This window comes from Zhenhengia yiwuensis, from assembly GCF_014384995.1.
GTDB classification, from domain to species: domain Bacteria; phylum Bacillota; class Clostridia; order Lachnospirales; family Cellulosilyticaceae; genus Zhenhengia; species Zhenhengia yiwuensis.
Genome location: NZ_JACRSY010000018.1, coordinates 1 through 24,270, shown reverse-complemented (window position 1 = coordinate 24,270; position 24,270 = coordinate 1). Strand labels below are relative to the sequence as shown.

General features: G+C 34.1%; 28 protein-coding genes. 24 read left to right on the top strand and 4 right to left on the bottom strand.

The window, feature by feature from the left end; genetic code table 11:
- Nucleotides 1-16: 16 nt before the first annotated feature.
- From H8718_RS11930 to bioA, 6 genes are all read left to right on the top strand, one after another.
- Nucleotides 17-691 carry a response regulator transcription factor gene (locus tag H8718_RS11930; protein ID WP_249333100.1) on the top strand — a complete coding sequence of 225 codons (675 nt, stop codon included), beginning with the start codon at nucleotides 17-19 and terminating at the stop codon, nucleotides 689-691.
- Entirely contained in the window at nucleotides 682-2,097 is a 1,416-nt protein-coding gene (locus tag H8718_RS11925) for a sensor histidine kinase (RefSeq protein WP_249333099.1), read from the top strand. The genes H8718_RS11930 and H8718_RS11925 overlap by 10 nt, the downstream gene beginning before the upstream one ends.
- 99 nt (nucleotides 2,098-2,196) lie before the next feature.
- Nucleotides 2,197-2,775 carry a biotin transporter BioY gene (locus tag H8718_RS11920; RefSeq protein WP_249333098.1) on the top strand — a complete coding sequence of 193 codons (579 nt, stop codon included), beginning with the start codon at nucleotides 2,197-2,199 and terminating at the stop codon, nucleotides 2,773-2,775.
- Nucleotides 2,776-2,787: 12 nt separating this feature from the next.
- Nucleotides 2,788-3,756, top strand: coding sequence for a biotin synthase BioB (bioB, locus tag H8718_RS11915; protein WP_249333097.1), 969 nt, complete (start codon nucleotides 2,788-2,790; stop codon nucleotides 3,754-3,756).
- On the top strand, nucleotides 3,749-4,441 hold the full coding sequence (bioD, locus tag H8718_RS11910) for a dethiobiotin synthase (protein WP_249333096.1): 693 nt from the start codon (nucleotides 3,749-3,751) through the stop codon (nucleotides 4,439-4,441). Before bioB ends, bioD begins: the two co-directional genes overlap by 8 nt.
- A gap of 11 nt (nucleotides 4,442-4,452) precedes the next feature.
- The gene (gene bioA, locus H8718_RS11905) at nucleotides 4,453-5,796 is read left to right on the top strand and encodes an adenosylmethionine--8-amino-7-oxononanoate transaminase (RefSeq protein WP_249333095.1); all 1,344 of its coding nucleotides are present in this window, start codon (nucleotides 4,453-4,455) and stop codon (nucleotides 5,794-5,796) included.
- A gap of 39 nt (nucleotides 5,797-5,835) precedes the next feature.
- Here the strand turns inward: bioA and H8718_RS11900 are convergent, their stop codons facing one another.
- The gene (locus H8718_RS11900; RefSeq protein ID WP_249333094.1) at nucleotides 5,836-6,693 is read right to left on the bottom strand and encodes a tetratricopeptide repeat protein; all 858 of its coding nucleotides are present in this window, start codon (nucleotides 6,691-6,693) and stop codon (nucleotides 5,836-5,838) included.
- Between the two features lie 255 nt (nucleotides 6,694-6,948).
- On the opposite strand from H8718_RS11900, the gene H8718_RS11895 reads away from it, so the two are divergent.
- Complete coding sequence (locus tag H8718_RS11895; RefSeq protein WP_249333093.1) at nucleotides 6,949-8,727, top strand: M3 family oligoendopeptidase; 1,779 nt, start codon at nucleotides 6,949-6,951, stop codon at nucleotides 8,725-8,727.
- Between the two features lie 172 nt (nucleotides 8,728-8,899).
- On the opposite strand, the gene H8718_RS11890 is transcribed toward H8718_RS11895, so the two are convergent.
- A complete protein-coding gene (locus H8718_RS11890; RefSeq protein WP_249333092.1) occupies nucleotides 8,900-10,072 on the bottom strand; it encodes a tyrosine-type recombinase/integrase in 1,173 nt (390 codons plus the stop codon).
- Nucleotides 10,073-10,109: 37 nt separating this feature from the next.
- A complete protein-coding gene (locus H8718_RS11885) occupies nucleotides 10,110-10,517 on the bottom strand; it encodes a helix-turn-helix domain-containing protein (RefSeq protein ID WP_249333091.1) in 408 nt (135 codons plus the stop codon).
- Nucleotides 10,518-10,774: 257 nt separating this feature from the next.
- Here H8718_RS11885 and H8718_RS11880 point away from each other — a divergent pair, with 257 nt between their 5' ends.
- From H8718_RS11880 to H8718_RS11840, 9 genes are all read left to right on the top strand, one after another.
- The gene (locus H8718_RS11880) at nucleotides 10,775-11,017 is read left to right on the top strand and encodes a helix-turn-helix domain-containing protein (RefSeq protein ID WP_249333090.1); all 243 of its coding nucleotides are present in this window, start codon (nucleotides 10,775-10,777) and stop codon (nucleotides 11,015-11,017) included.
- 121 nt (nucleotides 11,018-11,138) lie between these two features.
- Entirely contained in the window at nucleotides 11,139-11,528 is a 390-nt protein-coding gene (locus H8718_RS11875) for a hypothetical protein (RefSeq protein ID WP_249333089.1), read from the top strand.
- 97 nt (nucleotides 11,529-11,625) lie between these two features.
- Complete coding sequence (locus tag H8718_RS11870) at nucleotides 11,626-12,150, top strand: host-nuclease inhibitor Gam family protein (protein WP_249333088.1); 525 nt, start codon at nucleotides 11,626-11,628, stop codon at nucleotides 12,148-12,150.
- 14 nt (nucleotides 12,151-12,164) lie between these two features.
- Nucleotides 12,165-12,803 carry an AAA family ATPase gene (locus H8718_RS11865; protein WP_249333087.1) on the top strand — a complete coding sequence of 213 codons (639 nt, stop codon included), beginning with the start codon at nucleotides 12,165-12,167 and terminating at the stop codon, nucleotides 12,801-12,803.
- Nucleotides 12,804-13,328, top strand: coding sequence for an ERCC4 domain-containing protein (locus H8718_RS11860; RefSeq protein WP_249333086.1), 525 nt, complete (start codon nucleotides 12,804-12,806; stop codon nucleotides 13,326-13,328).
- A 2-nt stretch (nucleotides 13,329-13,330) separates the two neighbouring features.
- Entirely contained in the window at nucleotides 13,331-13,885 is a 555-nt protein-coding gene (locus H8718_RS11855; RefSeq protein WP_249333085.1) for a hypothetical protein, read from the top strand.
- 26 nt (nucleotides 13,886-13,911) lie between these two features.
- On the top strand, nucleotides 13,912-16,065 hold the full coding sequence (locus H8718_RS20840) for a phage NrS-1 polymerase family protein (protein ID WP_249333084.1): 2,154 nt from the start codon (nucleotides 13,912-13,914) through the stop codon (nucleotides 16,063-16,065).
- A gap of 397 nt (nucleotides 16,066-16,462) precedes the next feature.
- The gene (locus tag H8718_RS11845; RefSeq protein ID WP_249333083.1) at nucleotides 16,463-16,777 is read left to right on the top strand and encodes a hypothetical protein; all 315 of its coding nucleotides are present in this window, start codon (nucleotides 16,463-16,465) and stop codon (nucleotides 16,775-16,777) included.
- Between the two features lie 22 nt (nucleotides 16,778-16,799).
- The gene (locus H8718_RS11840) at nucleotides 16,800-17,264 is read left to right on the top strand and encodes a sigma-70 RNA polymerase sigma factor region 4 domain-containing protein (RefSeq protein WP_249333082.1); all 465 of its coding nucleotides are present in this window, start codon (nucleotides 16,800-16,802) and stop codon (nucleotides 17,262-17,264) included.
- 156 nt (nucleotides 17,265-17,420) lie between these two features.
- Here the strand turns inward: H8718_RS11840 and H8718_RS11835 are convergent, their stop codons facing one another.
- Nucleotides 17,421-17,822, bottom strand: a complete 402-nt coding sequence (locus H8718_RS11835) for a hypothetical protein (RefSeq protein ID WP_249333081.1) — start codon at nucleotides 17,820-17,822, stop codon at nucleotides 17,421-17,423.
- Nucleotides 17,823-17,927: 105 nt separating this feature from the next.
- Here H8718_RS11835 and H8718_RS11830 point away from each other — a divergent pair, with 105 nt between their 5' ends.
- The 8 genes from H8718_RS11830 to H8718_RS11795 all read left to right on the top strand — a co-directional run.
- Nucleotides 17,928-18,332: an HNH endonuclease gene (locus H8718_RS11830; RefSeq protein ID WP_249333080.1), complete on the top strand. Its 405-nt coding sequence runs from the start codon at nucleotides 17,928-17,930 to the stop codon at nucleotides 18,330-18,332.
- A 149-nt stretch (nucleotides 18,333-18,481) separates the two neighbouring features.
- Complete coding sequence (locus H8718_RS11825; protein ID WP_249333079.1) at nucleotides 18,482-19,051, top strand: hypothetical protein; 570 nt, start codon at nucleotides 18,482-18,484, stop codon at nucleotides 19,049-19,051.
- 18 nt (nucleotides 19,052-19,069) lie between these two features.
- Entirely contained in the window at nucleotides 19,070-19,261 is a 192-nt protein-coding gene (locus tag H8718_RS11820) for a hypothetical protein (RefSeq protein ID WP_249333078.1), read from the top strand.
- 695 nt (nucleotides 19,262-19,956) lie between these two features.
- Entirely contained in the window at nucleotides 19,957-20,262 is a 306-nt protein-coding gene (locus H8718_RS11815; RefSeq protein ID WP_330597676.1) for a DNA cytosine methyltransferase, read from the top strand.
- Between the two features lie 192 nt (nucleotides 20,263-20,454).
- On the top strand, nucleotides 20,455-20,895 hold the full coding sequence (locus H8718_RS11810) for a phage terminase small subunit P27 family (RefSeq protein WP_249333076.1): 441 nt from the start codon (nucleotides 20,455-20,457) through the stop codon (nucleotides 20,893-20,895).
- Between the two features lie 185 nt (nucleotides 20,896-21,080).
- On the top strand, nucleotides 21,081-22,577 hold the full coding sequence (locus tag H8718_RS11805; protein ID WP_249333075.1) for a terminase large subunit: 1,497 nt from the start codon (nucleotides 21,081-21,083) through the stop codon (nucleotides 22,575-22,577).
- Between the two features lie 24 nt (nucleotides 22,578-22,601).
- Nucleotides 22,602-23,342, top strand: a complete 741-nt coding sequence (locus tag H8718_RS11800; RefSeq protein ID WP_249333074.1) for a DNA-methyltransferase — start codon at nucleotides 22,602-22,604, stop codon at nucleotides 23,340-23,342.
- 8 nt (nucleotides 23,343-23,350) lie between these two features.
- Nucleotides 23,351-24,270: phage portal protein (locus tag H8718_RS11795; protein WP_249333073.1), on the top strand; the 920-nt coding region annotated here is incomplete at its 3' end.

The following is a 24,270-nucleotide window of genomic DNA, read 5'->3' as shown; positions in this document are numbered from 1 at the left end:
GATAAAGGAGGCCCTTATGTATAACATTTTAGTAGTAGATGATGAAAAAGAAATAACGGATATGCTGAAAGACTATTTAGAAGGACAGAGCTATTTAGTTTATACAGCCCATCACGCTACAGAAGCTATTGAGAAACTGAATGTGCACCTAGACCTTATTTTACTAGATGTGATGATGCCTGATGTAAGTGGCTATGAGTTATGTCTGCAAATACGGGATAAAGTGCAGTGTCCAATTCTTTTTCTAACTGCTAAAGTAGGCCAGCAAGATATTATAAGAGGGCTAGAGTTAGGTGGAGATGACTACCTAATTAAACCCTTTAGATTGAAAGAATTAAAGGCACGAATAGATTCCCATTTAAGAAGAGAAGAAAGGCGTACAGACAGCAAAAAGAGTATACTTTATCATAAAAACTGTATGATTGATTTGAAGAGTGAATCTGTAAGTATAAAGGGGCAGGATATTCATGTTACAAAGAAGGAATTTGAACTTATAAGCTTTTTGGCTATGAATAAGGGGCAGACTTTTTCTAAAGAGCAGATGTATGAACGGCTATGGGGATATGACGTAGAAGGGGAGAGTCGTACCATTACAGAGCATATTAAAAATATAAGGAAGAAGATGCAAGAAGCGGGAGAGACTGAAGAGTACATTAAGACAGTATGGGGGATAGGATACAGATGGGAATAAAGGCAAGGTTTATTACTTATCTTTTTAAAGTGCTACTGTGGACAGGTGTAGCTTGTGGGTTAAGCCTTTTGGGTATGTTCAGCTTGATTAATATGGGACTTATAAGAGGTGCCGATTATTATGACAAACAGATTCCGCTTATTAGAAATGCTATATTAGAGTATAAGGGAGAAATACTGAATGTGGGATTTGAACAAGAGATGAAGAATGCTGTAGAAGGAGATGCTCTAGCATATGAGGTAAGGGATGAACAGGGAGAGCGTATTTATGCCCATGATTTATACAGACAACTTCCTATTATGGAGTGGGATACTAAGCGGCTACTAAGTGAGCAAAAACAGGTAATAGGTATACTAAGGCCTAAGGTAATAAGATATTTTCCAATTGTAGAAGCAGGAAGGCTAAAAGGAAGTATGGTAGTCGCCTATACCATGTCTAATAGTGCAGAGGGCAAGGCTCTTAACTGGATTGCTCAAAATATGAATCTTATTTTAGTCGTTGCCCCTTTTGTGTACTTAGTATTTTTTACCCTTATCTATGCTTCTAAGTTCTTACGGACCATTGAGGGGCCCTTACAGGAACTTAGTAAAGGCATTAAAGCAATAGAAGAACATAACCTAGATGTTAGCTTAAATTCAGACAGTAATGATGAACTAGGTGAGTTAACACGTAGTTTTGAAACTATGCGTTTAGCGCTTAAAGAAGCTTTAGAAGTGAGCTGGAAGCAAGAAGAAGAACGTAAAAATCTAATCAGTTCCCTCTCACATGATTTGAGAACCCCTGTTACCATTATAAAAGGTTATACAGAAATGCTTATGGATACAGTTCAAGATGAAATTGTTATTAAGAAGATAGAGGCTATAGATCATAATATAGATCGGCTCATGAAGTTAGTAGAAGATATTCATGAAATTAATCATTTACATCAATTAGAGTATAAGATGAGACCTGAAGTAATAGATTTCCAAGAAGAGCTGAGTAAGATGGTAAAAGATTATAAACTCTTATTAGGAGAAAAGAAATTAGATTTAGAGTGGAATCTTAAACTTAATAAAGTAAGTTATACATTAGACAGACATGCTTTTAGAGAAATGATGGATAACCTTATAAGTAATAGCATAAGGTTTACACCCGTAGGAGGAAGTATAAGTACTGCTATAGTAGAGGGAGATAAGGGAGTAGACGTTATAGTAGAAGACAGTGGATGTGGCTTTACTGAGGAAACATTATTACATGGACTAAGTTTATTCTATCAAGAAGATACATCGCGAAATAATAAGGAGCATGCTGGTATAGGATTATATGCAGTACAAATGATTGCTAAAAAAATGGGCGCGGAAGTAAAGCTTTATAATACAGCTTATGGTGGTGCAGGTGTAAAAATTACGAACTTGCAGATTAAATAAAGGTATAGATTAAAAATATAAGTCAACTTTTATAAAAATAAAAGTTGACTTATATTTTTTTGTATGGTAACTTATTTTTAAATAAGGAGGTAGAAAATTATGATAAATACAAAATCAATGAGTCGGACAAGGACTATTACATTATGTGGATTATTTGCAGCATTAACAGCCATAGGAGCATTTATTAAAATTCCATTACCACCACCACTTGTACCTTTTACTTTACAATTTTTATTTTGTGCATTAGCAGGTGTATTATTAGGTTCCAAAGTGGGGGCACTTTCACAGCTTATTTATGTACTTGTAGGACTAGTAGGTATACCTGTTTTCACAGAAGGAGGTGGTTTACATTATGTTGTTAAGCCAACCTTTGGTTATTTAATAGGTTTTGTCTTAGGTGCTTATGTCATTGGACTTTGCGTAGAGAAGTTTAAAGAGATTAATTTTAAAAATTTATTTATAGCATCTCTTATAGGGCTCATAGTGGTTTATGTATTAGGTGTTGTTTATATGTATATCATCTATAATTTCTACATAGGTAATGAAATGGGTGTATGGGTAGCTGTATGGGGTGGTGCTATTTCTTGTGCACCAGGTGATATTTTAATATGTATCATCACGGCCATAATGGGGGTTAAGATGATTCCTGCCCTTAGAAGAAATAGATTGACAGCATAAGGAGAGGAGAAAATGGAGTGGATAAAAAATCTTTATAAACAAGTATTAGAAGGCTACAGTATCAGTAAGGAAGAAGCTTATAAGCTTATGGATTATGATGTAGAAGTGCTAAGAAACTATGCAAAGTCTATTAGAGAGCAATTATGCGGAAATACATTTGACTTATGTTCTATTATCAACGGTAAAAGTGGTGCTTGTTCGGAAAATTGTAAGTACTGCGCTCAGTCAGCGCACTACAATACACAGGTAGAAACATATCCTTTATTAGATGGAGAAATCTTTGTAAAAGATGCCAAGTTATATGAAGCAGAAGGTGTACTACGTTACTCTATTGTAACTTCAGGTAAAAGGCTTTCTAAAAAGGAAGTAGAGGATGTGGCCAAAATCTATAAAAGAATGAGTGAAGAAGGCGAGATTAAGCTATGTGCTTCACATGGTCTTTTAGATGAAGAGGATTTTACTAAGCTTAAAGAGGCTGGTGTAGTTAGGTATCATAATAATCTAGAAACGTCCAGAAATTATTTTGCTTCAATTTGTACCACACATACCTATGAGGATAAGATCAAAACCATTAAGGCGGCTCAAAAAGTAGGATTAGAAGTATGTAGTGGTGGATTATTTGGGCTTGGAGAAACAATGGAAGATCGTATTGACATGGCTTTTGAGTTAAGAGAGATGGGGGTAACCTCTATACCAGTTAATGTACTCGTACCTATCCCAGGAACGCCTATGGAGAAGGTGGTGCCTATTACAGAGGAGGAAGTACTAAAAAGTATCGCTATTTATAGATTTATCCACCCAACAGCTTTTATTAGGCTTGCTGGAGGGAGAATGTACCTGACAGATAATGGCCGCCTGGCTTTTGAAGGTGGAGCTAATGCGACAATTACTGGAAATCTACTTACAACATGTGGTAACACTATACAAGATGACCTTAAGATGCTTAAAACATTAGGATTCGAGGTGAGACTTAGTGAGTAAAAGTATTTTTATCACAGGAACAGATACAGATGTAGGCAAAACTTTTGTTACAGCGCACCTGATTAAGGCATTAAGGGATAAAGGCATTCAGGCAGGTTATTATAAAGCTGCACTAAGTGGTGCTTATTATGAAGAAGGTAAGCTGATTCCTGGAGATGCTAAGTATGTTATGGGTATAGCTGATTTCAAGGAAGATTATGATAAATGTGTGTCTTATACTTTTGAAACAGCAGTATCACCTCATTTAGCTGCTCAAATAGAGGGAATAGAAGTTAATTTGGATAAAATTAAAGTAGATTATAAAGCACTTTTAAATAAGTATGAATATCTTTTTGTAGAAGGAAGTGGTGGTATTATTTGTCCTATACAAGCTACAGAAAAAGCGTTCATTTTATTAGAAGATATTATAAAAAGGCTTGATTTAGATATACTTGTTGTAGCGAGGGCAGGACTTGGTACCATTAATCATACGGTGCTTACTGTGAAGTACATACAAAGCCAAGGTTTAGCAGTAAAAGGCATTATCTTAAATGGATATGAAGAAGGTAATACACTTCATGAAGATAATAAAAGAATGATTGAAGCACTTACTGGGGTAGAAGTTATTGCAGTGATTCCAAGTGCTACAGAAGAAAATGTAGGTATTAATTTAGATGCAGAAAAACTAATGAGCCTTTGCAAATAGGAGGGGGTTAAATGGATTATGTACAAAAGGATTTAGATTATATATGGCACCCTTGTTCACAAATGAAAGACTATGAAACTTTTAGTCCTATTGTCATTGAGAAAGGGGAAGGTCTCGCTCTTTATGATGTAGATGGAAAGAAATATTTAGATGCAGTAAGTTCTTGGTGGTGTAACCTGTTTGGGCACTCTAATCCAAGGATTAATGAGGCCCTTATTCAGCAGGTACAGAACTTAGAACATGTTATTTTTGCCAACTTTTCACATAAGCCAGTGATTGAATTATGTCATAGATTACATACGTACTTACCAGAAGGGTTAGATAAATTTTTCTTTACAGATAATGGGTCGGCAGCGGTAGAAGCAGCGCTTAAGATGAGCTTCCATTATCATGCTCAGATAGGTGATAGTCAGAGAAAGAAGTTTATGGCTCTAACAGATGCGTATCATGGAGAGACAATAGGCGCCTTATCTGTAGGGGACTTAGACCTTTATACAGAAGTCTATAAACCGCTTATGATTGATGTAATAAGAGTACAGGGACCAGATTGTTATAGATGTCCTTATAGACTAGATAGAGCAAGTTGCCAGGGTGAGTGTTTTGAAAAGGTGGAAGAAAGCTTAGCTCAAATAGGTGAAGAAGTAGCAGCTTTTATTGTAGAGCCTTTAGTACAAGCAGCAGCGGGTATGAAAATTTACCCACCAATTTATCTTAAGAAGTTAAGACAGGCATGTGACAAGTATGGCATTCATCTTATAGCAGATGAAATTGCTGTAGGCTTTGGGCGTACAGGCAAGATGTTTGCTTGTGAGCATGCTGGAATTTCACCGGATATGATTTGTCTTTCTAAAGGGCTTACAGGTGGTTATATGCCAATGGCTATAGTTGTAACAACGAATAAAATCTATGAAGCTTTCTATGCAGATTATAAGGAAGGCAAAGCTTTTATGCATAGCCATACCTATAGTGGTAATCCACTTGGCGCAAGTTGTGCGTTAGCTGTACTGGATATTTTTGAGAAAGAGAATATCTTAGAAGAATTACCAGAACGTAATGCCATATTTAATAAGAAAGTTAAAGCTACTTTTCAGGATTATCCTTATGTAGGAGAGATTAGACAGATTGGATTTATTAATGCTGTAGAATTAGTAGAAGATAAGGCCACTAAAAAGAGCTTTGATAGTAGTTTAAGAGTAGGTTATGAAATTTATAAAATAGCTGTTTCTAAAGGTTTAATTTTAAGACCACTTGGTAATGTACTTTATTTCAATCCACCACTTACTCTAACAGAAAGCGAAATGGATGAAATGCTTGCTATTGCAAAAGAAAGTGTAGAGAACTATTTTAATAGATAAAAAGGTGACTATTTCCTAAGTAATAGTCACCTTTTTATTCTATAAATTAATAATATCTACAAGATCCTTATCTTGTTTAGCATACTCCCTAAAACCTGCATAAAGGGTGATAGAGTGGTCTAAATCTTTTTTGCTGGCTTCTTTATAGCCAAGAAGTGCGTAGAAACAAGCTCTATTATAGTAAAGGAAGCCCTCCTCGTTATAGCGAATACCTTCTGTAAGGATATCTAGTCCTTGTTTAAGATCACCGTGCTCTTTGTGGAGAACAGCTAAGTTAAGATAGGCATAGGGATAGTAGGGATCTTCATTGATAGACTTTGCGTAGTAAGTCATAGATTCCTTGAAGCGTTTAAGCTTACTCAAAATAACAGCCATGTTAAATAAGCCAACAGCATTTGTACTCTCTAGAGCTAATGCTTTTTTAAACATTTGATAGGCAAAGTCTATAAGGCCCTCATTTTCATAGATAGACCCTAGATTAGTAAGGACCCAGAAGTCATCAGGAACCATCTCCAGGAGCGCTTTATAATAGTAAATAGCCTTTTGTGTATCGCCAATAGTATCATAAGCATTGGCTAGGAAGAAATAAGCTCTGTCATACATAGGGTCTACTTCAATGGCTTGCTCATAATAATAAATAGCTTGTTCATAATCTTTTTGGTCATCATATAGAGAAGCTATGCCATAGTAAGCCATCGATTCATCTGGATCTTCCTGTATAATTTCTTTATAAATACTCATAGCTTTATCATTATCCTTAAGAGCCTGGTAAGTAAGAGCAATATTAAGAAGTGTATACGTATCTTGGTCTTGTTCGTAGCCTTTTAAAAAGTAGTTAAGGGCTTTTAAATATTTACCATCTTCATAGGCGTCTTCGCCTAGTTGTATCATATCCATAGTTTATCCTCTAGTGATTTTATAAAATTTCATTTCTTATTATATCATACAAGACAAGGTCAAAAAACTGCCTTATATAAATTGAAGTGGAATTTGAAGAAGAGACATTGGGTATAGAAGACTTATAAAATAATATTTGTCTTTAGTATTTAAACTTAAAAAAGGAATGTGTAATAAACTCTAAAAATAAAGTGATTTTTTATATATAAATATTTAATTTATGATATAATAACTAAAAAATATGGGAGGTCACTTATGAGTTTAGAATGGAGTTTAAAAGAATTGTATGATTCCTTTGAAGGGGAAAACTTTCAAGAGGATTTAAAGAAATTAGATGTACAATTGCAGAAAATGATTGAATGGGCAGAGCAGGCCCTAGATAATCATGAAGATGAAAAAGAGAAATTAGAAAAGATTATTGAAGAGCAATTAAAGCTTTTTGCTATTAGAGAAAAGTTAGGTGCTTTTTGCCATCTTGTTTCAGCTACAGATTCAAAAAATAAATTAGCACTTAAATATAGTGATATTTTAAGAACAAAGATGAATACTTTGGCTGAAACCATAACCAAAACAAGTAAGTGGATAAGTAGTATTGAAAATCTGCAAGAGCTTATAGAGAGTTCACCACTTTTAAAAGAACATGAATTCTATTTAAATGAAATTGTAGAAGATAATGCACATATGTTGGATGAAAGAGAAGAATCTATTATTGCACGTATGAAAAACACAGGTTCATCTGCATGGGCTAATTATAAAAATTTACTTGTATCTATGCATAAGGTAGAAATAGAAGATAAAGGGGAGATAAAAGAATATCCTCTTACTGTGGTCCTCAATATGGCTTATGATACGGATAAGGAAGTAAGAGAAAAGGCTTATCATGCAGAAATTGCTTCCTATAAAAAAATAGAAGAAGGGGTAGCGGCTGCTCTAAATGGTATAAAAGGAGAAGCGCTTACTCTAAGTGAGTTAAGGGGTTACAGTTCACCACTTGAAATGACCCTTCAAAATTCACGTATGGACAGGGAAACTTTAGATGCTATGTTAGCAGCGATGAAGGAGTCTATGCCAAAATTCAGAAGTTATTTAAGAAGAAAAGCAGAACTTTTAGGTTATAAGAATGGATTACCATTTTATGAACTGTATGCACCTGTTTCTAGTGCAGATATGACTTATAGCTATGAACAAGGACAAGCCTTTGTAGAAGAAAACTTTAGAAGCTTTAGTGAGCATTTAGGAAACTTTGCAAGAAAGGCCTTTGATCATAACTGGATTGATGTGATGCCTAAAGAAGGTAAAAGAAGTGGAGCATTCTGCTCAAGTATCCGTACACTCAAAGAGTCAAGAATCCTTCTTAACTATGGAGATAGCTTCAGTGATGTAATCACCATGGCTCATGAGCTTGGACATGGCTTCCATAGCGAATGCCTTAAAAATGAATCCGCTCATAATACACACTATCCAATGCCACTTGCAGAGACTGCTTCAACATTTTGTGAGACCATTGTTAAAAAAGCTGCTATTAAACAAGCTGACAAGCAGATGGCATTCGCTATTTTAGAAACAGAAATTTCTGATGCCACACAAGTTATTGTAGATATTTATTCTAGATATTTATTTGAAACAACAGTTTTTAATCATAGAGAAGAAAGTCCTCTTACAGTAGAAGAAATTAAAGAGGCTATGTTAGATGCACAAAAAGAGGCCTATGGTGATGGTTTAGATCCAAACTTCTTACATCCTTATATGTGGACATGGAAACCACATTATTATTATGCAGATGTACATTTCTATAACTTCCCATATGCTTTTGGGTTACTCTTTGCTAAAGGATTATATGCGCAGTATTTAGAGCGTCCGGATACTTTCCCAAGTGAGTATGAAAAACTGCTAAGTCTTACTGGTAAAATGAAAATTAAAGATGTTACAAGTGCTGCAAATATTGATGTTCATGATGTTGAGTTTTGGAGAAGCTCTCTTAAAACAATAGAAGAAGATATTGAAGAGTTTATTAGATTAAGTTATGAAATATAAGTAGGATAGAACCTGATTTACTTGCTGTTTTGGTGAGTAAGGAAGGTTCTTTTTTTATATATTTTTTTAGCATTTTATATGAGTTTTTAAGTTGTTTTAGATATATTTCAAGAAAAAGTGAGGGAAAAAATGAGGGAAAAAAATATCCTTTAAACCATTGGGAAATATTGCTTTAAAGAGAAAGTAAGTCATAATAAAGATTATGTTGCTTTTTCGCAGAAGCTATTTTGGTTTCTTCAAGAACATGTGTATAAATATTAAGTGTTGTTTGAATGTCTGAATGTCCTAGTAGTTCTTGAATAACTTTTACATTTTCCCCGGCCTCTATCATACGCGTTGCAAAGGTATGTCTTAAAGCGTGAAAGGGAACTCCTATATATTTAACAACTTGATTACCATTTTCTATAGATATTGTAGGGTTAATTTGAGCTTTTTGGCATACTCTATAATGCCAATTTCTAATATTACAGTCCCATTGTGGAGTTCCAATGGATGTTCCAAAGACATATTGTTCACTTATATTGGTGCCTGAAGGTTTATAAACAGAAAGCTCTTGAGTGAGAAATTCAGGTAGAGGAACAGTTCTAATACTAGATTGAGTTTTTGGTTGATTTGTAACAGTTTCAAAATGTGACTTACCAGTTGAAGTATAGACCTTAGTTCTAACTACAGTTTCACATACGAAAAGAGTACTTTTTTCTAAATCTACATTTTTCCATTTTAGGGCGATGAGTTCTCCACATCTTAATCCTGTAAACAGAGCAGTTAAAAAAAGCAGCCTGTTAGGCTCATTCTCAAGAGCAAGGATATAGTTTTTTTGTTGCTCTTTTGAAAGTACTCTAATGGTATTATCTTTATTTTTTTTAGGTACAATAACCCCTCTCATAGGGTTTGTCCTTAATAAATTATTATCTATAGCATATTCAAAAGATTGATTAAGTAAAATGCGAATTTGGCGCAGTGATGAGTTGGACAGCTCCAAGGAATTAATAAACTTTTGAATAAGACGTGGAGAAATATTTTGTAAGGTAACAGATCCTAAAGAAGATGTGGAAATATGTTTGTAGCTAGCCTGTTGACGATGAAAAGTAGATTTTGCTACAGTGGGATAAGATTTAGTATAAAGAAAAATATGAACCCATTCAGACAATGAATATTCATCTTTATCTAGAACACTACCATACTGTTCGATATCATTAATATATTGTCTTAATTTTTCCTCTACAAGTCTTTTGGTTTTTGCAGTGAATTCTACACGCTTTCCATTAACGATGTCTTGAGCTCGCCAGTGTGATACAGATTCTCCTTTAGAATTTTTTCTAGTTCTTTTTGATATTGATGCCATAATTAGCCCCCTCTTGATGTCTAGATAGCCACAGTGGCTATTCTTTTCGTTTTTGTAATAATTCTAGATAGGCTTTTAAAAGAGCCATATCATTTTCATTGAGGTCAATAAGTTCTACATCTGAAAAAAGTCGCTTTAGCTTCCCAATAGAATCAAAGAGCTTTGCCTCATCAGCTAGTTTTTTTACATTATATTTTTTATTCCATTCATCGAATTTATCTTTTTGTTCAGTAAGGCCAGCTAAGTAATCTATGCTGACATTAAAATATTCTGATATAGGGGTAAGCATTTTAATAGTAGGGCTAGAGCCTGAAACCCATCTATTAACACTTCCATTTCCCAGACCACATCTTTTTTCGAGTTCCTGAACTGTAATATCTTTTTCTTTACAAAGGTCTTTAATAATAAGTCCTGTATTTTTTATATTATTTTCTCTTTTGTTCATTTGTGTTCACTCCTATTAATTTCCATTAGTCTTTTTTCGAAGTATTTATTGACTATTAGATAATAAAATAATATATTGGTATTCGTCAAGTGAAAAAACGAAATTTACTTGACTGAATGATAGCTAAAATAATGCTATAACCTTATAAAGTACTAATTATTATATGGGAAAAGATTTATTTTACTCATGAATAGTTATCTTTTAAAGGAATAGGGTATAAGTTTTAGTGAAAACAGATAGAAAGGATAATGAGAATAATGACAAACAAAGAATTACAAAATGTAGTACATGAGTTAATAGGAAGGGTAGAGGAACTTGAAAAAAGAACATTGGGACTAAACAAGGCACTTTATTCTGTGCAAGAGGTAGCAGAAATTTTAGGAGTTACACGTGAGGCAGTCTACTGCATGATTAAAAGAGGAGAGCTTCCAGCTATAAAATTTGGAACCACTAAGATAAGAGCTGTTGATATTGCTGAAGTTATGGGGTATGGTGTATAGATTTCCATATATTGCGTAAAGAAAAAATATTACAGGTATGATATAGTATTAAATGTGAAAAAAAGTGAATTATTTTGTATAACTTATTAATAATACATCAAATAGAATAAGGGGATGGCACATGAGTAAATTATGTAGAGCACTAGAACCTATGAAAAAGAGAGTAGTACCCTATGGTTTCTATAATGTAAAAGTAGATAAGATGCATTTGAAGGAAACAAAAGAAGGTGATCCAGTATTCTCAGCTTGGTTTAAAATTATAGAAGGTGACTTTGCAGAGTCTATTATTCCATATGAGAAACAGCTAACGCATGGTTTTTGGATTCATCAAGCATGTGAGTTAATGAGAAGTCTAAAGAGTGGATTGGATATATGTTTTCAAGATTATGAACAGTTTAGTACGCTTATGAATAAGGTATTTAAAAATATTTGTGATAGTAACATGGAATATCTATTGAAGTATCAGGGTAGTGATGAGAGAGAAGAATATGAGGTAAAGAATGCATGTTAACGAGAAAGAGAGAAAGAAAGAATTTTTTTTTGTGCAACAATTAGATTATAAAATAATTATTAATTTAAAAACTAAAAATATAAAAGGAAAGAATCGAATGGCTAAGAAAGTAATTGAAGTAGATGAAACAATTGTTCAAATGAAAGTAGAAATGAATAAGTTATTAGAAGAAATAAAAGAACTTGATTATAAATTAGCTGAACTTAGAGAGATGTTTATTTTACAAAGTGAGGAACTGACCAATAAGTTTGAGGAAAGACAGCTAAGTTTGAATAATAAACGAGATTATTTAAGAACGCAGCTTAAATTTTTATTTGAACAAGTACCACAACATGAGACAAAGACAATGAAAAAGGTAGAACTCCTTAGTGGGGATGTGATTGTTAAAAAGGCTAAAGAAGACTTTGAAAAGGATACAGAGAAGCTTATAGAGTGGGCACAGGCCAATCAAAGAGAAGAGTTTCTGAGTAAAAAAGAAGTATTGAGTTTTAAGTGGGCAGACTTTAAAAAGTCGTTACTACCTACAGATGATGGGATTGTAGATGTCAATACAGGAGAAATCCTTAATATAAAAGGGCTTAACACAATTATGAAATCAGAAGAGCTAGAAATTAAATATTAGAAGGAGTAAGAAAGATGGCAAAAGCAATTTGTATTATAGGTGAATCAGGTGCTGGTAAAACCACATCATTAAGGAATTTAGACCCAAAGGAAACTTATTATATCGATGCAGATAAAAAGGGAAGTGCATGGAGAGGCTTTAGACAACAGTATAATGCAGCTAATAAAAATTACATTGCTACAGATGATCCTAATAAGGTATTAGCCCTGATGAAAGGCATTAGTGAAAAGAGTGATCTGAAGTATATCGTGGTAGACACCTTAAATGGCATTATGATTGGTGAAGAAATGAGACGGTCTAAAGAGAAGAACTTTGATAAGTGGTTAGACTTAGCAAGTTATATTTATAGCATCTTGGATGTGGTATGTGACCTTAGAGATGACCTAACTATTATTTATACAGCCCATAGTGAAACGGAACGCACAGAGGATGGCTATATGTGGACAAGGATGAAGACCACAGGAAAGAAACTGAACAAGTTGGTTCCTGAATCTAAGTTTAATGTGGTTTTATTAGCAAAATGTAAGGATGGTAGATACATCTTTGAAACCCACAGCAAGAACTCTACAGCCAAGACACCTTTTGGTGCATTTGAAGAGGATGAGATAGAGAACGATATTGTGCCAGTATTGCGTGTCTTAGAGGAGTTTTAGATGTTTAGGTACTCGGATAAGGAAATCAAAGAAATCTTAAAAGAGGCTATTGTGGTAATTGATACGAGGGAACAGAGGTGTAAGCATATTATTGAGTACTTTGAAGCACACAAGATTAAGTACGTATGTGAAAAACTGGATTTTGGTGATTACACATTAAAAGTACAGCTTCCACATTGGAACAGAGCTTTCTATTTGCAAGATATATGCACGATTGAAAGAAAAGCTAATCTTAATGAATTAAGTGGTAACTTCACGCAGAGTAGAGAACGTATTGAAAAGGAATTCCTAAGGGCGAGAGGATGTTTGCACCTACTCATAGAAAATGCTAGTTATGAAGATATCTTATTGCATAACTACAATACAAAGTATTTACCTAATTCATTCAATGCTACCCTTAAAGTATTTGAAGCTCGATATGATTTGAAAGTTACTTTTTTAAAAGACAGCACTTATAGTGGTGACTTTATATACAAGACATTAATTTACACACTAAGAGAATTACTAAGAAGAGGAGAAATATAAAAATGAAAAAATGGAATGGATACGAAACAACACAAGTTAGAGGAGAAAAAAGAAAGCTTCCTGTAGGAGGCTATGTTTGTAAGATTATAGATGCAAATGAAGAGGTTTATGGCTGGGGGAATGTGGTAGTGATTCATTTTGATATTGCAGAAGGCCCATATAAGAACTTTTATCTAGAGCAATATGAAAAACAAAAAGGTGATAAAAAGTGGAAAGGTACTTATAGGCTAACTTGCCCTAAAGATGATGGAAGTGAAAAGGATGAGCAAATTAAAAAGAACTTCAAGACTTTTATTCACCACATTGAAAAGAGTAATACAGGCTATAAGTGGGATTGGAATGAGCACAACCTGAGAGCCAAACTCTTTGGTGGTATTTTTGGTGAGAAGGAATACGAGATTGAAGGGAATACGGGGTTCTTTACTACATTACGCTATACAACAGATACAGAAAGTGTCAAGACTGCTCTTATTCCAAAGCCAGTATTACTTAAAAAGCAAGCTATACCTGTAGTAGAGACTCAGATAGATTGGGAAGATGATTCTTTACCATTCTAGAAAACAGCTAGAAAAGAGGTGAGAGAGTGCGTTATAGTGATGTACCACAAGAACTTAAAGAAATGAACAGATGGGTAGTGTACAGAATGTTCTTAGATGAAAAGACAGGTAAATACACTAAAAAGCCCTTTAATGCTAGAACGGGTGGCATGGCACAAAGTAATAACCCTCGTACATGGTGTGATTATGATACAGCTATGCGTGTAGTAGGGAAGTATGATGGATTGGGTTTTATGCTAGGGGATGGCATCTTTGGTGTAGATATAGATGGAGTAGACTTGAAAGATTCTATAGTCAATGAAGTGATAACCACACTAGGCAGCTATGCCGAAGTCTCACCAAGCGGTAAGGGTATCCATGTCATTTGTAAAGGCACTAAGCCACAGGGAGCTTGCAGAAAAGGCAACTTTGAGTGTTACGAGAAAGGGCGATTCTTTACAGTAACAGGGAAAGTCATTGAACCTTATACCACGCTAAGGGATTGCACAGAGAGTATTAAGCCACTTTTTGATAAGTATCTGAAGAAGGAGCAACGCGCTAAAAAGAAGGCACCAGCAAGTTACAACTTTAATCGAAGCGATGCTGATATTATTGAGACTATTAGAAGGTCAAAACAGTGGGATTTATTTAATGAACTCTATAGTGGCAACTGGAGTGGTAAGTATCCCTCACAATCAGAGGCAGACCTGGCCCTTTGTAATATGCTAGCCTTTTATGCACAGGGAGATTTTGATACTGTGGATAGGTTGTTTAGATCAAGTGGATTAATGCGTGAAAAATGGGACAAGTTAAGAGGACTCTATACTTATGGCTGTAAGGTTATTACACAGGCTATAGATGGGGCTAATTGTTTTTATGACCCAAGTTATAACAAGCAGATTAGAACAAATAAACCACATAAAGGGCATGCAGAACAAGGAGAATCAAATGCAATAGCTCAACCTACAGTAACTTATATTCCTTTTATATTAGATGGTAAAAAGCCTATGAAAGTAGCTGAGAATATGAAGATACTGCTCAAACATAAAGGGATAAAGGTAAGATTGAATGACCTAACAAGAAGATTAGAATTTGAAGGGATAGAACATGATGAGAGTTTAGCTGATGTAACTTTTACTAAAATAAAAGACTTCTGCACTGAAAATGACTATAAGCTCTCTAAGGAGTCTCTCTATGATTTTGTGTATGTTATAGGTGCTGAAAATAGGTATAACCCAGTAGGAGACTTTCTAAATGAATGTAAGAGTGTTACAGAAGATACAGGAACAGATGAAATAGAAAAATTGTTAGCTACAGTTCAGTATGAAACAAAAGACAAGGAAGTAATAGATTTCTACAACAAGATACTGCTTAAGTGGCTTCTCAATTGTATCCATATTGCTTTTAATACAATGGAAGCAAACCGATCATTAGAGTTTGTTATTGTTTTTAAGGGAAAGCAAGGATTGGGAAAGACGAGATGGGCAACCTCATTTATTCCTATTCAATTTTATAGAGATGGGTTAACTTTAAATCTTGAAAAGAATGATAGTATTATGCAAGCCACCAAGTATTGGGTGGTAGAGTTAGGTGAGATAGGAAGTACCTTTAAAAAGTCGGATGTAGATAAACTCAAAAGTTTTATATCTAATAAGAATGATGAGTTTAGACATCCTTATGGAAGGAGCTTCTGTATCTATCCAAGACGAACAGCCTATATGGGAACGGTTAATGATGATGAATTTCTACGTGATAAGACAGGGAATAGGCGATTTGTTGTGTTGCCAGTTGAAAGCCTACAGTATATCAATGACGTGAATCCTACAAGGTTATGGGGACAGTTAATGCATCTCTACGCAAAGAAAGTGCAAGCGAACGAACCACTTTATATGACAGCAGAAGAACAAGCGTTTAATAACACATTGAATGTAGCGTTTACTACGAAGTCAGAAGTAGAAGTTGCATTAGATGATATTTTTGATTGGGAAAGTGAAAAGCTAGGTGCTTGTACTGTAAGTATGATTGCGAAATACCTACGTGATGAGTTTGGTATTCATTGCAAGGCTAATGCTATAAGAAATACATTAAATGAGAAAGGTTATAAGTCAGAAGAGCCATTTATAGCAGGCAAAGGTAAGGCAAAAACGAGACAAAGATTTTGGAAACTACCCTATGTAGAGGGACTGACTTTGCCATTTTAATGTCTACAGTTTGAATAGAAAGTGTACAAAACTTTTTATACTGTGGTCTAGTGTACGCAGTTTTGTGTTTGCTCAATCCTTTGAGTATCAATGACTACAGCCTTTCTATCACATTAGTACACTAAAATATATATAAAAAAGTATATATATATAATATATAGAGTAGGGCGTATAAACTCTGAAGTTTTGTAAAAGTAATGTGCTTTTGTGTTGATGTGGATCAATCCATTGAGTGCCAAAGGATACAGCGTGCACACATAGAGAAAAAGTTTTGTGCTTTTGTGCTTGTAAATGGTGCTAATGCGATGAATGGAGTAAGTTATAAAGAAATATGTAGAAAAAATAGGTTGAAGATGAGAAACGTGGTTAAATGAACAGGCAGGAGGGATGAACAGAGATGAAGATGAAAGAATTAGATAAATTGGCTAAATCAGGCGAAGACTTGCCACAAGGATTAACCTCCTATAAACAGAACTATTATATTGCCTCAAGAGGGTTATACAAGCAATACGAAAGAGGTGAAATAGATTTAACAAGGGCAAGGCAGGAGAAAGCCGAACTTATAGAAGCTTATAAAGAAGGTGAGTGGGAATGGGAGTATTTTCTGAAGTTGCATGAGATTATGGACAAGTTGCAACAGCTCGCCAAAGAAGGATTTAATAGTGTGATTGAATTTGAGGTGTTAGAACTGATAGAAGTATTATTAAAGTAAAAGACATCATAGGAGGGACAGCGTGAAAGAAAGTAATTATAAAAAGGTAGAAAGCATCTTATATGAAGTACCCAAACTAAAGGCTGAGATCGCTAACCTACAAATAGATTTAGAAGAAATACAAGAGGTAATAGGTATCAGAGGAGCCAGCCCTAATGAGAAAGCTGGAAGTGTTACGTATGCCTTTAGTAGTTCTGTGGAAGATGAAGTGATTAATAGAGAGGAAAGACTAGAGGAGAAGGTTCTTAACCTTAAAGAAGCCATAAGACGTAGAGAAAGGCAAGTAAGAAAGGTGGAGAATGCCTTAAAGGTGCTAAGTGAAAAGGAATTATTGCTAGTAGAAATGCGTTACTTCAAGCATTACTCCATTAATAGAGTGTGTGAAATACTCGATATTACAACACCTACGTTTAATAGGAGAAAGAATGGCGCCTTAAAAGATAAGCTCATTCCACTATTGGTGCTGGGTGATAGGAAAATGATATAAAAATGATACAAAAATGATTGGAAAATTGACTTATAAATGATACATCAGAAGTGTTAAGATAATAGTGTCTTAAATTTCATATTTAACTCCACCCTTAAATATTTTTTGTTTTACATTCCTTAAGGTGCCCTCAGTAGAAATACTGGGGGTATTGTTTTAATAAGAATAACAGGGAATACATGACATATCTCCATCAATTAATAGTGAATGGAGGTGTGGAATAACAGAATCAAAGAGAAGTAGGTTATACTCATTACATTCGAAGCTATGTGTAGAATGTGGATTTAAGAATTTGATAACGGGTGAGTTTTCATATGATTGAGAAGTATTGCGTGAAATTTTATCATCTTCAAGGATGGAATAGGGCTTAAAGAAAACTACAATGTGATTTGGAGTAGAACCTATACCAAAATAAATGATATTTTTATTGGGCAGTGTGATAGATAAGAAATAAGGTGAAGGGTAGATGTCTCTTTTAACTAAGGTGGTAATCAAATCAATAACTTCATCAATTGATACCAGTTCAATATCTTTATCCAAATAGGCTATTTTATACATATTAAGGCCTCCTATACATTTTTAGATTAGTATACAACAGTTTATAATAGAAAGTAATATATAAGTAGTCACAATGGCTACTATTTTTATTTTAGAGAAAACATCATGAAGAAAGTTTGCAGTAGATGTGGAAACATCATTTTACATAAACAAAGGTGTGAGTGTGCACCAAAATATAATAGGAAAGTATCAGATGAAAAGAGACGCTTTTATTCATCTTATGCGTGGCAAAAGCTCAGGAATAGGAAAGTGAAAGAACATCCTTATTGTGAGAGGTGCTGGAGTAAGTGGAAGTTAATTGTTACTGACAACTTGCAAGGGCATCATATCAAGTCGTTTAAAGATTATCCTGAATTAAGGTTAGATGAAGAGAATGTGGCTGTGTTGTGTAGGACATGTAACTTGCAGATGAGGGATAGTAGTGTGGTGGATTGGAATAGAGAAATTGATGTAGTAAATAAAACAGAAGATAGAACTCAATTCATAATGGGCATAGGGGAGCTTCGTTAGGAAGAGTGATTCAATATTGGAAGTAATAGATATTTCGGTAGCTAATTTAAATAAGAATATTTGATAGATATATTTTAATTAAAACTTGTGCTTTAGAGTAAAATTATATAGAATATTGATGAAACATATTAGAAGAGAGGGATGTGGTTATGGATCAAGGGGCAGAACCAAGGCAAGAGAAACAGGAAACACAACCAACTCAAAATACCCAACAAACTCAGCAGAACAACCAACCAAAAAAAATTAAAATAGAAGAAACTACAATTCAAGAATATTTTGAGGTTGTGCAAAAAGAGTATGAGTATGAAAGAAATAAGAAACAAAGTTTTGAAAATAGAGCAGGAATTGTATTAACTGCTGTTGGAGGTATTTTAGTTTTTATACTAGAAAGAGTACCAATCAAAGAAGTATTTTTAACATCGAATTTTGGTTTAAAGGATCTAGTTGCAATACTGGTATATTGTGGTTTTGTAGTAACTTTCTTTAACCTATATAGAGTAATTAAAGTTGATAAGCATGATACTTTGGATATAAATGAAATTAATACTCAGTTGATGATAAAGGATAGAGTTAATGGAACTGCAAGTATAGTGCTTACATACGTAAATGTAATCAAGTCACATAGAGTATTAAATAATACTAGGGGAGCAGCTTTTAATAAGGCATTAGTAGTTTTAATGTGGTCACTAATTTTTGTGGCAATATATATGAATTTATGATAGAAAGGAGGAACTATTATGAGTGGTAAATTTGGAGAGAATAAGGTAGAGATTAATCCTGAAAATACATCTAGTTCAATAGATTCAATACTGCAGATAGATGCGCAGCCTATTGGCATTGTAGCTGTGAATGAAGGTTATGATGGGAAGTATGAATTTTTTCAAGAACTTAACTCTAAAAAAGATAATAAGGATAAGGAAACTAGATAGAAATACCCCCCCTTGCTACAGTAAGGGGATTTTTTATTATATTCAAGGCCACGCGCCTCCATCAAAAGATATATTTTTTTAAAAATGAAATTTTCTTGATAGGATTAATTATATATGCTAAAATAGTTTTAGCTAAGCCTCGATGGAGGCAATTATGGATAATAAAACTTCTATAAATATAGAAAAAATTAACGTAGTAATGATAGTATGGAATTGTAAAAAACAAGAAAGAAAAACAGTTTGGGTACTACTAAGTAAATTTCTAGATATAATAAAGAATTTTTATAAGTAACAAGTAATTTTAACCATAAATATATAATAAATAAGAAAAAGAGGCTTAGTAATTATGGTATAATATTTAACCATTTTTACTAAGCTAAAATAGAATAATTAAAAATACATTTTAACTTTCAAGAGAAGTAGGTTTAACAATAGCCTGCTTTTTTCTTTTTAACGATATAAAGCTAGGATTATTGAGATTACTATGAGTTTATATACTAAATGACTGCCACCAGTCTTATATTAATGATTTCTATAAGTGAAGGGGTGGTTTATTGGGTACATAATATTCCGTAGAAAATAGGATAATTAAAAAATAAGCATAGAAAATAATTTTATGAGTCACATATTGTGGCTCTTTTTTTATACTCGTTAAAATCAGTGAGCCCACTAAAAAGGGTTATGCTATAGCTACGTTGGGAGATTCTATTGATTTGGAAAGGCCTACAAGTAAGAGTAGAAGGGGTAGGGTAGCTAAGGGTGTGGCACATACAATTACAACTAACCCGCAACAAGGTATATTAGATATAGATTATCGTATAAGAAAATTGATGCCTATAGAATACTGGAGGTTAATGGGATTTTCAGATGATGATTTTTTAAAAGTAAAAGGGATAGGAATCTCTAATTCTCAACTATATAAGCAAGCTGGAAATAGCATAGTAGTGAATGTATTAATGGAGATTCATAAAAACCTCTTTTCTATGTTTGAAGCAAAATAGATTAATTAAAAAATAAAATAATAAAAGTCAAGTTTTTAATGCAGGCAATAACATTTCATAAAGTAAATTAAAAATAAGTAATAAAAACTAGGGTTTAATCCTGTGGCCAAAGATTTCTTAAAATAAATTAATTAAAAAATAAAATGATAGAAGGAGGGATTAAGTATCGCACGACCAGCAAAAAGTATAACTATGAAAACGGGGCTTATGACAAAAGATGAAATTAATAAACGCTTAGAATATGAAATGAAACTAAAGGGTGAGTCTGATAATATTAGACCACCTTCTTTTTTGACTAAAAAGCAAAGGGTATTCTTTGAAGGGATAGTAAATTATTTAGAGACTTCAGGAATATTAAGTAACCTAGATGTTTACATATTAGCCCAAACAGCTATTACTATTGATCGTATTCAGACGTGTGAGACCCATATTAATGAGAATGGTGTAGTTGACTTGGATGGCAATCCTAACCCACATATTAAGATTAAAAATTCATATATGAAGGAGTTCTTTAGACTTTGCAATGAACTGAGTTTAAGTCCGCAATCAAGAGCTAAATTAGCAAACATGAATTATGTGGCTGAGGCTGAGAAGACTGACCCACTCCTTTCAATTTTAGGAGGTGATGGTTAATAAGATTAAATAATAGGGACTTTAGTTCGCCAGCTTATCAGTATGCTGTGAATGTACTAGATGGCAAGTTTCCGACCAACAAATACATAAAAGCTATATGCAAAAAGTTTATCTATGAGCTAAATCATGAGGAGAAACTAGATTATTTCTTTGATTATGAAACAGCCGATAAGATAATGAACATCATGAAACTAATTAATTTTGCTACTGGAGCTGTAGCAGGCCAATCGTTATATGAGGCTTGTGTGGGCTACCAGTATTTTTTTGTACTTAATATCTTTTGCTGGAAAAGGAAAGATAGACCTGATAAGCGTAGGTATGAAATTTGTTTACTATGGATAGCAAGGAAAAACTCAAAAAGCGTAAATAGTGCATTGATAATGGTAATATTGATGCTTTTAGAACCTAGATATTCTGAGTTCTACCTTTGTGCCAATACAAGGGAACAAGCAAAGATTGTCTATAATGAAACTAAAAAACTCATTGAATCAAGTCCTTTCATCTTAGATAAGTTTGATATTAAAAGGGACACCATTACATGCAAATTAAATAAGAATACCCTTAAAGCATTATCCAGTGACTATAATACGACAGATGGCTTAAGAGTTTCAGCTGCATGTATAGATGAGGTAGGAGCCGCTAAAGATGGTGGACTTATTGAATCTATGACTTCAGGTATGCTTTCAGTTCAAAATAGGCTTTTAATATTAATTTCTACTAGCTACCCAAACACACAGAACCCATTTCTTGAGTGGACGGATTACAGCAAGAAGGTTATTGATGGTGTGGTAGAAGATGAAAAGCTCTTTGCTATGCTCTATAGCTTAGATGAAAAAGATGAAATGACAGTTGAGAACTTCATGAAAGCTAATCCTTTGCAAAGCACCCTAGAGGATGGTAAGGAATACCTAGAAAGTGAATATAAAAAGGCTCTTGAGATGGGAGGGGCTAAGTTAACCTCTTTCAAGTGTAAGCACCTTAATATATGGCTTGATGGGATGATAGGAGAAATCTATATTCCTACAGAAGAAGTAAGAAAGTGTAGATTGCATGAGCCATTTAGTTGGTGTGGTAGACAGGTTTATATAGGCATTGATTTAGCCATGACAACGGATAACTGTTCCGTAGCGATGATTACTGAGGAAGGTGGCAAGGTTTATGCGAATGTGTGGGCTTTCATACCAGCTGATAGGATAGAAGAAAAGACTCGGGTTGAAAAGGTAGATTATCAGGCTATGATTAGAAATGGTAATTGCTTTGCGTGTGGTGAAAATGTAGTTGACTATGGCTTTATTGAAAGCTTTATACTTGGGTTAGAAAAAAGATACGGCGTGGTTATCATGGGAATAGGGTTTGATCGCTACAATTGCCTTAGTACAGCCCAAAAGCTAGAAAGTAGTGGGTATGAAACGATAGAAATTAAACAGCACTCAAGTGTGCTACATAGTCCAACTAAATTATTAGAGGAGCTTGTCCTTACACAACATTTTGGTTATGAGCGTAACCGATTATTAGAAATTAACTTTGCGAATGCAAGGTGTCTATATGATACGAACTTGAACAGATACGTCAACAAGAAGAAATCGACAGGGAAAATAGATATGGTGGCTTCACTGATTAATGCCATGTATCTCCTTGAAAAAGATAGGCTTCAAGAGGACTTTGTTGTTCAGGTTTTTTAATAGGAATTTTAGAGAGGAGAATGAATGTATAAGTTATATAAAGGAGATTGTTTAGAAGTCATGAAAGAGATTCCTACAGGTTCAGTTGATATGATTTTGTGTGACTTACCCTATGGAACAACAGAGTGTAAGTGGGATTCCATCATTCCTTTAGATAGGCTATGGACGGAATATGAGCGAATTATTAAAGAGGATGGGGCTATTGTATTAACAGCAGCTCAGCCCTTTACAACTCAGTTGATTGAAAGTAATAGAAAACGCTTTAGGTATTGTTGGTACTGGATTAAAAATATACCTACAGGCTTTTGTTTTGCCAAGTATCAGCCTATGAGAAGAGTGGAAGATGTATGCGTCTTTTACAAAAAGGCACCTAAATATAATCCACAAGGATTAGTTAGGATAGAAAAGCCTAAAAGTCGGATTAGAAAACCATTAAAAAATGAAGATTGGATTTATCGTGATACTCTAAATGGTGAATTTACACCTCAATGGACTAATTATCCTTCTAATGTGCTTAACATCAAATCAGAACGAGGGTTTCACCCTACTCAAAAACCAGTTCCATTATTTGAATACCTTATTAAAACTTATACAGATGAAGGCATGACAGTACTTGATAATTGTATGGGTTCAGGAACTTCAGGAGTAGCTTGTATGAATACGAATAGAAAGTTTATAGGTATTGAGATGGATGAGAAGTATTTTAATGTGGCTAAAGAAAGAATAGAAGGTTCCTTAACTCAAGGTGAAAAACAATGGGCTTAAGGGACTTTTTGAATAGGCAAAGTGTAGAGGTAAGTCCTCAAGAATTAGATTTACACCTAGAAGGGGCAGAACATGAAAAGATTAAGAGTAAGACGCTATCAAGAGAACAGGCTATTGGACTTCCTTCTGTTTATGCGAATGTGGAACTTATAAGCAATGTCATATCCAACTTAGAAGTAAAGCTTTACAAGGAACTAGAAGGTAGTGTGGAAGAAGTAAAAGGAGATAAAAGAATAGATTTATTAAATGACTCGCCTAATAGCCTTATGAGTGGTGATGAACTTAAGAAAGCTATGGTGAGAGATTACCTATTGGATGGAGCCTGCTATGTCTATATGTGTGGACAAGGGTATTCAAAGGATAGATGGTCACTTTATTACATACCCACAACAGATATATCCCTTTTATACTCGCCTGACATTATCTTTAAGACAGTTACAATAAGTATTCAGGGGCAGAATTTTAATCCTGATAACTTTATTATCTGTACCAAGAATACAGTTGATGGGGTAAAAGGAAAAGGGATTGTAGTGGAGTGTAATAACATCTTAAAGCAAGCTTTAGATAATATGAATTACACCACTCAAACGATGGGAAATGGAGGTGTAAAGCGTGGCGTTCTACAAAGTACAAGGCGATTGACTGCAGAAGCTATTGGAGAGTTGAAGAAAGCTTGGAAAAGACTTTATGAACAAAATAATGATTGTATTGTCCTAAATGAAGGTATTACCTATCATGAATTGCAACAAACTGGTGCAGAAATGCAGATGATTGAATCTAAGAATGCTATTGATGCAGATATTTGTAGGCTCTTTAATGTACCAGTCAATCTATTTAACTCAACGATTCCTGAAGATGTGTGGGATGCTTTTGTAAAACTGGCTATTATGCCAATCGTAAACAAATTTGAGAAGGCTATTAATAAGGC